1 pseudogene is annotated in these 10902 nt (G+C 75.5%); it reads right to left on the bottom strand.

The features are described 5' to 3' along the window. Positions 1-2 precede the first annotated feature (2 nt). A pseudogene (locus tag ACFXHB_RS09700) lies at positions 3-10877 on the bottom strand (type I polyketide synthase); the annotation flags it as partial. Positions 10878-10902 lie beyond the last annotated feature (25 nt).

The raw sequence follows: 10902 nt of genomic DNA, 5'->3' as shown, positions 1-10902 counted from the left end.
CATCAGCTTTCGAGGCCCTCGTCGTCGCCGCCGAGCGCCAGTTGAACGAGGTCGTCGACGTCCAGATCGGCGAGCGTGCCCAGCCGGTCGTCCTCGTCCGCCTCGCCGGCCACCGGGCCGCCGGTGTCGAGCGCGGCCAGCGCGACCAGGGCGTCGAGCAGGCCGGCCTCCCGGAACCGGGCCATCGGAAGGGAGACCAGGGCGTGCCGCAGCCGGTCCTCGTCCACTTCCGGCCCGCTCGCCGCACCGTCCGGGAGCAGTTCGCCGTGCACGTGGCGGGCCAGCGCCAACGGGGTCGGGTAGTCGAAGACCACGGTGGCGGACAGGTTGAGGCCGGTGGCCTCGCGGAGCCGGTTGCGCAGTTCGACGGAGGTGAGCGAGTCGAACCCGGCGTCCTTGAACGACGTCCCGGCCACCACCCCGTCCGGTCCGGTGTGTCCGAGCACCAGCGCGACCTGGGTCCGCAGCAGGTCCACCAGCAGGCCCTCCTGGTCGGCGCGGGCGAGCCCGGCCAGCCGACGGACCAGGCCGTCACCGCCGTCGCCCGACGCGGCCCGGGCCGTCTGCCGGCCGACGCGGACCAGCCCCCGCAGCAGGGGCGGTGCTCCCGCCCCGGTCGCGGCGTCGGCCCTGATCGCGCGGAGGTCCAGCTTGATCGGCACCAGTAGCGCCTCGTCGGCGGCCAGCGCGGCGTCGAACAGGGCGGTCCCCTCGTCCGGCGCGAGTGCCAGGATGCCGCCGCGGCGGTTCGTCCGGGTGCGGCCGGCCGCCTCGGCGCCGGTGGTCATCCCGGTGGCGGTCTGCTCCCAGGGGCCCCAGGCCAGGGAGAGCGCCGGCAGACCGGCCGCCCGGCGCCGGGCCATCAGCCCGTCCAGATAGGCGTTGGCCGCCGCGTAGTTGCCCTGGCCGGCCGAGCCGAACAGGCCGGAGGCGGACGAGAAGACGACGAACGCGTCCAGGTCGGGGGCGAGTTCACGGGTCAGCCGGTCCAGGTGGCCGACGGCGGTCACCTTCGGGGCGAACACCTTCGCCAGCCGCTCCCCGGTCAGCGCCCCGATCACCCCGTCGTCCAGGACGCCCGCGGTGTGCACGACGGCCGTCAGCGGCCGCTCCCGGCCGACCGCGGCGAGCAACGCCGCCAGCGCGTCGCGGTCGGCGACGTCGCAGGTCGGCACGGTCACCGACTCGGCGCCCAGCTCGGCCAGCTCGGCCACCAACTCCCGGGCGCCCTCGGCCTCCAGGCCGCGCCGGCTGGTCAGCACCAGATGCCGGACCCCGTGCCGGGTGACCAGGTGCCGGGCCAGCACCGCGCCCAGCGAACCCGTCCCACCCGTCACCAGGACGGTGCCGTCCGGGCGGAACACCGGCTCGCCGCCGGGGGCGTCACCGCCGGCGGCCCGGACCAGCCGCGGTGCGGACAGCACCGCCCCGCGCACCGCGACCTGCGGCTCGCCGAGCGCGAGCACCTCGGCGAGCACCGCCTCGGGGTCGGCGTACGGGTCGCTGTCGCGATCGCTGTCGGGATCGGTGTCGAGCAGGACGATCCGGTCGGGGTTCTCCACCTGGGCGGCCCGGACGAGGCCCCAGACGGCGCTGCCGGCCGGGTCGGTCAGCGCGGCGTCGCCGCCGGCCGGCACCGCGCCCCGGGTGGCCACGACCAGCCGGGACCGCTCCGGGCCCGGCACGGCCAGCCAGGCCTGCAGCACGTCGAGCACCCGGGAGCTCAGCTCCAGCGCGTCCTCACCGCCGGCCGTCAGCACGACGGCGTCCGGCACCGCGCCCTGCTCGGCCAGCGCGGCCACCTCGGCGGCGGTGGCCACCGACACCCGGCTCGGCGCCGGTGCGAGGGCCGGCGCCACCGACGGCAGCGCGGTCCACTCCACCCGGAACAGCGAGTCGCCGCCCGGCGCGCCGGCCGCCGCCTCCAACTGCTCGGCGGAGACGGCCCGGAACACCAGGGAGTCCAGCGTCAGGACCGGCCCGCCCGTCTCGTCGGCGGCCTGGAGCGACACCGCGTCCGGGCCGGACGGCGCCACCCGCACCCGCAGCGCCGAGGCGCCGACGGCGTGCAGGGCCAGCCCGTTCCAGGCGAACGGCAGGACCGTCCGGGGCTCGTCCGTCCCCGAGGGGGCACCGGCCGGCTGGACGAACCCGTTGGCGTGCAGGGCCGCGTCGAGCAACGCGGGGTGGATGCCGAAGCGGTCCGCGTCCTCGCGGAAGCCGTCCGGCAGCGCGATCTCGGCGAAGACCTCCTCGCCCCGCCGCCAGACCGCCCGCAGACCCTGGAAGGCCGGGCCGTAGGTGTAGCCGAGCCGGATCAGATCGGCGTAGAAGCCGTCGACGTCGACCTCGACCGGCTGCGCGCCGGGTGGCGGCCAGGCGGTGAGGTCGACCGGCGGTGAGGCGGAGGCCGCCTTCGCGGGCACCACGGTGCCGGTGGCGTGCCGGGTCCAGGTGTCCGCGGTGTCCTCGCGGGAGGAGTACACCTCCACGGTGCGCCTGCCGTTGTCGTCCGGACCGCCGAGGGCGACCTGGACGCGGACGCCGCCGTGCTCGGGCACCACCAGCGGGGCCTCGACGACCAGTTCGGCCAGGGTGCCGCAGCCTGCCTCGTCACCGGCCCGCACGGCCAGCTCCACCAGTCCGGTGCCGGGGACCAGGACGACGCCGCCGACGGCGTGGTCGGCCAGCCAAGGATGGGTGCGCAGGGAGAGCCGGGAGGTGAACAGCAGGCCGTCGTTCTGCGGGAGTGGGACGACCGCGCCGAGCAACGGGTGATCCGTCCCGGTCAGCCCCAGGAAGGCGGCATCGGTGGCCGGGGCGGTCTGCAGCCAGTAGTGCCGGTGGTCGAAGGCGTAGGTGGGCAGGTCCAGATGGGCGGTCGTGAGTCCGGCGGGCAGGGTCTTGGCCCAGTCCACCTCGGCGCCCCGAACGAAGAGTTCGGCCACCGAGGCGAGCAGGGTGTGCGCCTCGGGGCGGCCGTCGCGCAGCGCGGCCACCGCGACCGCGCCCTCGCCGGCGGACTCCGCCACGACACCGCTCAACGCGGCACCCGGGCCCAGCTCGACGAAGACCGCGTCACCGAGCCCGGCCGCCGCGGCGATCCCGTCCGCGAACCGAACCGGCTGCCGCACATGATCCACCCAGTAGGCAGGATCGGTGAGTCGACCCGGTTCGGCCGGACGGCCGGTGAGGTTGGAGATCACCGGCAGCCTCGGCTCGCGCCAGGTGACCTCGGCGAGCACCGTGGCGAACTCCGCCAGCATCGGCTCCATCAACGCCGAGTGGAAGGCGTGCGAGACCGTCAGCCGCTTGACCTTCCGACCCTGCGCCTTCAGACTCTCCGCCGCCTTCAGCACGGCCGCCTCCTCACCGGAGAGCACCACCGACGACGGACCGTTCACCGCCGCCAAGTCCACCCCGCCACCAAGGAACTCGGCGACCTCGGCCTCCGTCGCCGCGACCGCCACCATCGCGCCACCCGACGGCAACGCCTGCATCAACCGACCCCGCGCCGCCACCACCGCCGCCGCGTCCTCCAGCGACAACACACCCGCCACATGCGCGGCCGTGATCTCACCGATCGAATGACCCAACACCGCATCCGGCCTGATGCCCCACGACTCCACCAGCCGGAACAACGCCGTCTCCACCGCGAACAGACCCGCCTGGGTGAACACCGTCTGATCGAGCGAACCCGCCCTACCGTCCACCACGTCCTTGACCGCGTGCTCCACCCGGCCCGCCAAGTACGCGTCCAACGCCACACACGCCGCGTCGAACGCCTCCGCGAACACCGGGTACCGCGCCGCCAACTCCCGACCCATCCCCACCCGCTGGGAACCCTGACCCGGGAACACCAACACCATGCGAGCCGTGTCCGAGGCGGTCCCGGTCACCACACCGGGCGCGGACTCCCCGCCCGCCAGCGCGGCCAGACCCGCCAGCGCCTCCTGCGACGAACCCGCCACCACCACCGCACGCTCGGACAGCAGCGCCCGGCGCGAGACCAGCGCACCGGCCAGCGCCGCCGTGTCGACCGCACCCGCCAGGGCGGTCAGCCGCCCGGCTTGGCCCGCCAGCGACTTCGCGCTCTTCGCGGACACCACCAACGGGACCACGCCCACGGGCGGAACCTGCTCCGCGACCGGCGCCGGCTCCGGCTCCAGCTCCTCCTCGGGGGCCTGCTCCAGGATCAGGTGCGCGTTCGTCCCGCTGACACCGAAGCCGGACACGCCCACTCGGCGGGGGCGGCCGGTCTCCGGCCAGGCCCGCGCCTCGGTCAGCAGCTCCACCGCACCGACCGACCAGTCCACCTGGGACGACGGCGCGTCCACGTGCAGCGTCGGCGGCAGCACCCCGTGCCGCAGCGCCTCCACCATCTTGATCACCCCGGCGACACCCGCCGCCATCTGGGTGTGGCCGATGTTGGACTTCAGCGACCCGAGCCAGAGCGGTCGGTCGGCCGGCCGGTCCTGGCCGTAGGTGGCCAGCAGCGCCTGCGCCTCGATCGGGTCACCCAACACCGTGCCGGTGCCGTGACCCTCCACCACGTCCACCTCGGCCGGGGTCAGGCCCGCGTTGGCCAGGGCCTTGCGGATCACCCGCTGCTGGGAGAGCCCGTTGGGCGCGGTCAGCCCGTTCGACGCGCCGTCCTGGTTCACCGCGCTGCCGCGCACCACCGCCAGGACGTGATGCCCGTTGCGGCGCGCCTCGGACAGCCGCTCCAGCACCACCACACCCGCGCCCTCGGCCCAGCCGGTGCCGTCCGCCGCGTCCGCGTAGGACTTGCACCGCCCGTCCGTCGCCAGACCCCGCTGCCGCGAGAACTCCACGAAGGTGCCCGGCGTCGCCATCACGGTCGCGCCACCGGCGAGTGCCATCGAGCACTCGCCCTGCCGCAGCGCCTGCGCGGCCAGGTGCATCGCCACCAGCGAGGACGAACACGCCGTGTCGACCGTCACCGCCGGGCCCTCGAAGCCGAACACGTAGGCGACCCGGCCGGAGGCCACGCTGCCCATCCCGCCGGTGCCGGTGAAGCCCTCCAGTTCGGCGGGTACGGCTCCGCCGGCCCCGTAGCCCTGGCCCATGACGCCGGAGAAGACGCCGGTGTCCGTGCCCTTCAGCGAGAGCGGGTCGATGCCCGCGCGCTCCATCGCCTCCCAGGACGTCTCCAGCAACAGCCGCTGCTGCGGGTCCATCGCCAGCGCCTCACGCGGCGAGATCCCGAAGAAGCCGGCGTCGAACTGACCGGCCTCGTAGAGGAAGCCGCCCTGGCTCACATAGGAGGTGCCCGCCTTTCCGGGGTCCGCGTCGAACAGGCCCTCCACGTCCCAGCCGCGGTCCTCGGGGAAGCCGGACATCGCGTCCCGGCCCTCGCTGACCAGCCGCCACAGGTCCGCCGGGCTCGCCACACCGCCGGGCAGCCGGCAGGCCATCCCGACGATCGCGATCGGCTCGTCCGGGTCGGCGAGCGCGACCGTCGGCGCCGCCGCGGCGCTCTCGGCGGCCACGTGGCCGAACTCGGCGTGCAGGTAGCGGGCGAACGCGAGCGGGGTCGGGTGGTCGAAGACCACGGTCGCGGCCAGCTTCAGGCCGGTCGCCTCGCGGAGCCGGTTGCGCAGCTCGACGGAGGTCAGCGAGTCGAAGCCGGAGTCACGGAACGCCGTCCCGCTCTTGACCGCCTCCGGGCCGCCGTGGCCGAGTACCGTCGCCGCGTGCGTGCGGACCAGCTCCAGCAGCAGCGCCTCCTGCTCGGCCGCCGACAGCCCGGCCAACCGGCCGGCCAGCCCGCCGCCGCCGTCGCCCGAGGCCGCCCGCACCAGCTGCCGCCCGGTCCGGACCAGGCCGCGCAGCAGGGTCGGGATGTCCCGGCCGGCCGCGGCGCCGGCCCGCAGCGCCCGCAGGTCCAGCTTGGCCGGGACGAGCAGCGGCCGGCCGGTGCGCAGCGCCGCGTCGAAGAGCGCCATGCCCTCCTCGGCGGTCATCGCCAGCACACCGCCTCGCCGGTTCATCCGGCTCCGCGTGAGGTCGTCCATGCCGGCCGCCATCCCGCCGGCGGTCTGGTTCCACAGGCCCCAGGCCAGCGAGGTGGCGGCCAGTCCGGCGGCCCGGCGCTGGTAGGCCAGCGCGTCCAGGAAGGCGTTGGCGGCCGCGTAGCTCCCGGTACCCGCGCCGAGGAACACCGAGGAGACCGAGGAGAAGACGACGAACGCGTCCAGGTCGGGGGCCAGTTCGCGGGTCAGCGCGTCCAGGTGCTGCGCGGCGGTCACCTTCGGGGCGAAGACCTGCGCGACCCGCTCGGGGTCCAGCGTCCCGATGACGCCGGCGTCGGCGATGCCCGCGGTGTGCACGACGGCGGTCAGCCGGCGACCGTCCCGCCGCACGGCGGTCAGCAGGGCCGCCACCGCCTCCCGGTCGGTCACGTCGCAGGACTCCACCGAGACCTCGGCGGCACCGAGCCCGGTCAGTTCGGCGACCAGCTCCGCCGCGCCCTCCGCCGCCGGGCCGCGCCGGCTGACCAGCGCCAGCCGGCGGACGCCGTGGTGGGTGACCAGGTGCCGGGCGAGGATCCCGCCCAGCGAGCCGGTGCCACCGGTGATCAGGACGGTGCCCTCGGGGTCGAGGCCCGCCCAGTCCGCGCCGTCGGCCGAGCCGGCCCGGACCAGCCGCGGGAGGGACAGTGCCGTTCCCCGCAGGGCCAGTTCGGGCTCCTCTGCGGCGAGCACCGCGCCCAGGACCGGGGCGAGTTCGCCGTCGGTGACGCGGCCGCCGTCGGGATCGAGGTCGAGCAGGACGATCCGGTCGGGGTTCTCGGTCTGGGCGGCGCGGATCAGACCCCACACCGCGCCTCCGGCCGGGTCGGTGACCGCGCCGTCCGCGCCCGCGCCCACCGCGCCCCGGGTGGCCACGACGAGCCGGACCGTCTCCAGGCCCGGAGCGGCCAGCCAGGCCTGCACGGCCGCCAGCACCCGGTTGGTGAGCACGAGCGCCGTGTCGACACCGTGCCCGCCGTCCTCCTCCACGGCGGCGTCCAGGACCACCACGGTGGGCAGCGCCGCCTCCGGGGTCGCGCCGTCGGCCAGCGCGGTGATCCCCGCCGCGTCGGACACCGTGACCCAGGCCGGCGGCTCGGCCGCCGGCCCCGAGGTCGAGGTCGGCCCCGAGGTCGGGGCCGCGGGAAGCTCGCTCCACTCGACCCGGAACAGGGCGTCGTCACCCGTCGTCGCCGTCGCGGCCGTCAACTGCTCGGCGGTCAGCGGGCGCAGCTCCACCGAGTCCGCCGTCAGGACCAGACCGCCGGCCTGGTCGACCGCCTCCAGGGTGAGGGCCTCGCCGCCCTGCCGACCGATCCGCAGCCGCAGCACGGAGGCGCCGACGGCGTGCAGGGCGAGGCCCTGCCAGCCGAGCGGCTGCCAGACCCGGCCGCCGGTCGCGGCACCGTCGGCCGCGGCGGCGTCCCGCAGCGCCGGGTGCAGGGCGGCGTCGAGCAGGGCGGGGTGCAGGCCGAACCGGCCGGCCTCCTCGCGGCTGTCCTCGTCCACCGCCACCTCGGCGAAGGTCTCCTCGCCGCGCTGCCAGAGCCCGCGCACCGCCCGGAAGGCCGGGCCGTGCTCGTAGCCGTGCCCGCCGAGAGCGGCGTAGAGCGCGTCGAGGTCGACGGGCCGCGCCCCGGCGGGCGGCCAGACGGTGAAGTCGGTCTGCGGGCTGCCGGTCTTCGTCGTCGCGGTGAGCGTGCCGGTGGCGTGGCGGGTCCAGGTGTCACCACCGGTGTCGCCGGCGGCGTCCTCGCGGGTCGCGTAGACGGCGACGGGGCGGGCGCCGGTCTCGTCGGGGCCGCCGACGGTGACCTGGACCCGGACGCCGCCCTGTTCGGGGAGCAGCAGCGGGGCCTTGACCACCAGCTCGTCGAGGGTGCCGCAGCCGAGTTCGTCGCCGGCCCGCACGGCCAGCTCCACCAGGGCGCTGCTCGGGAGCAGGACGGCTCCCCCGACGACGTGGTCGGCCAGCCAGGGGTGGGTCCGGAGCGACAGCCGGGAGGTGCCGAGCAGGCCGCCCGTCTCGGGCACCTCCACCACCGCACCCATCAGCGGGTGGTCGGCGGAGGCCTGACCGAGCGAGGCCGCGTCGGCCGCCGGGCCGAGCTGGAGCCAGTAGTGCCGGTGGTCGAAGGCGTAGGTGGGGAGCTCGACGCGACCGGTGCCGGTGGGCAGCACGCCCGTCCAGTCCACGGTGACGCCCCGGACGAACAGTTCGGCGATCGAGGTGAGCAGCCGTCGCGGGCCGCCCTCGTCGCGGCGCAGCGAGCCGGTGACCACGGCCGACACCTCGGCCTCGTCCACGATCTCGTTGATCGGCTGCACCAGCACCGGGTGGGCGCTGGACTCGACGAAGACGGTGTGACCCTCGCCGAGCAGTGCGGCGGCCGCCGGGCCGAAGCGGACCTGGCCACGCAGGTTGCGGTACCAGTAGTCGCCGTCGAGCCGGCCGTCCTCGCCGATCCACTCACTCGTGACGGTGGAGTAGAAGGGGATCCGCGGGGCCTGACTGCGGATGTCCGCGAACGCCTGGGTGAGGGTTTCCTCGATCGCCTCCACGTGCCGGGTGTGGGAGGCGTAGTCCACCGCCACCCGGCGCACCCGGACCCCGTCGGCCTTCAGCACCGCCAGGGCCTCGTCCAGCGCCTCGGCGTCACCGGCCACCACCACCGACGCGGGGCCGTTGACGGCCGCCACCTCCACCCGGTCCGCCCACGGCTCCAGCCTGGTCAGCGCCTCGGCCTCGGACAGCGCCACCGACGCCATCCCACCACGCCCCGCGAGGCTGCCGGCGATCACCTGGCTGCGCACCGCCACGATCCGCGCCGCGTCCTCCAAGGACAGCGCGCCCGACACACAGGCCGCCGCGATCTCGCCCTGCGAGTGGCCCAGCACGGCGTCCGGAACGACACCCACCGAGGCCCAGACGGCGGCCAGACCGACCATCACCGCGAAACTCGCCGGCTGCAGCACATCGACGCGCTCCAGCAGCTCGGCCGGCGCCTCCCCCCGCAGCACCTCGACCAGCGACCAGTCCACCCAGCGCTCCAGCGCCGCCGCACACGCCGCCACCCGCTCGGCGAACACCGGCGAGGACTCCAGCAGCTCACGACCCATCCCGACCCACTGCGAACCCTGCCCCGGGAACACCAGGACGAGCTTGCCCGCCCCACCCGCCGTCCCCGTCACCAGACCGGGAGCCGACTCACCCCGCGCCAGCGCGGCCAGCCCCGCCAGCACCTCCTCCGACGAACCCGCCACCACCACCGCACGCTCACCCAGCACCGCGCGCCCGGTGGCCAGGGCCGCGGCGACGTCCGCCGGCGGCACCCCGTCGCCGCTCCCGACGAACGCGGCCAGCCGCTCCGCCTGGCCGGCCAGCGAAGCGGCCGAGGCCGCCGACACGACCAACGGCAGCACACCGGCGGGCGCCGCGACCGCTTCGGCGGCCGGTTCCGCGGGGGGCTCCTCCAGCACGACATGCGCGTTGGTCCCGCTGACGCCGAAGGAGGACACCCCCGCCCGGCGGGGGCGGCCGGTCTCCGGCCAGGCCCGCGCCTCGGTCAGCAGCTCCACCGCACCGGCGGACCAGTCCACCTCGGAGGAGGGCGCGTCCACGTGCAGGGTCGCGGGCAGGACGCCGTGCCGCATCGCCTGCACCATCTTGATCACACCCGCGACACCCGCCGCCGCCTGGGTGTGGCCGATGTTCGACTTCAGCGAACCCAGCCACAGCGGGCGCCCCGGCTCGCGCTCCTGGCCGTAGGTGGCCAGCAGCGCCTGCGCCTCGATCGGGTCGCCCAGTACCGTGCCGGTGCCGTGCCCCTCCACCACGTCCACGTCGGCCGGGGTGAGCCCGGCCGCCGCCAGGGCCTTGCGGATCACCCGCTGCTGCGAGGGACCGTTCGGCGCGGTCAGACCGTTGGACGCGCCGTCCTGGTTCACGGCGCTGCCGCGCAGCACCGCCAGGACGTGGTGCCCGTTGGCCCGCGCCTCGGAGAGCCGCTCCAGCACGACCATGCCCGCGCCCTCGGCCCAGCCGGTGCCGTCCGCCGCGTCCGCGTAGGACTTGCACCGGCCGTCGGCGGCCAGCGCCCGCTGGCGCGAGAACTCCATGAACATGCCCGGCCCGGCCATCACGGTCGCGCCGCCGGCGAGCGCCATCGAGCACTCACCGCGTCGCAGTGACTGGGCGGCCAGGTGCATCGCCACCAGCGAGGACGAGCACGCCGTGTCCACCGTCACCGCCGGGCCCTCGAACCCGAACACGTACGAGATCCGGCCCGACGCCACACTGCCGGTGGTCCCCGTCCCCGTGAAGCCCTCCAGCTCCGGGGGGACCGGACCGCCGGTCGCGTAGCCCTCGTTGATCACTCCGACGAAGACGCCGACGTCCGAGCCCTTGAGCCCCGCCGCGTCGACGCCGGCCCGCTCCAGCGCCTCCCACGAGGTCTCCAGCAGCAGGCGCTGCTGCGGGTCCATCGCCACCGCCTCGCGCGGCGAGATCCCGAAGAACCCGGCGTCGAACAGCCCGGCCTCGTGCAGGAAGCCACCACGGCTCACGTAGGAGGTGCCGCTCTTCTCCGGGTCCTCGTCGAACAGCCCGTCGAGGTCCCAGCCGCGGTCGGTCGGGAAGCCCGACACGCCGTCCCCGCGCTCGGTGACCAGCCGCCAGAGGTCGTCCGGACCCTGCACCGCACCCGGCAGCCGGCAGGCCATGCCCACGATCGCGATCGGCTCGGACTTCTCGGCCTCCAGCTCCAGCACGCGTTGCTGGGACCGGCGTGCCTCCGCGAGGACACGCTTGAGATAGTCGCGAAGCTTGCTTTCATCCGCCATCGAAGTTCGGCTCCTAGAGGGCTGT

Source organism: Kitasatospora sp. NPDC059327, assembly GCF_042752535.1.
Lineage (GTDB): Bacteria > Actinomycetota > Actinomycetes > Streptomycetales > Streptomycetaceae > Kitasatospora.
The sequence above is the reverse complement of the archived record's forward strand: the minus strand, read 5'-3'. Positions and strand labels throughout refer to the sequence as shown.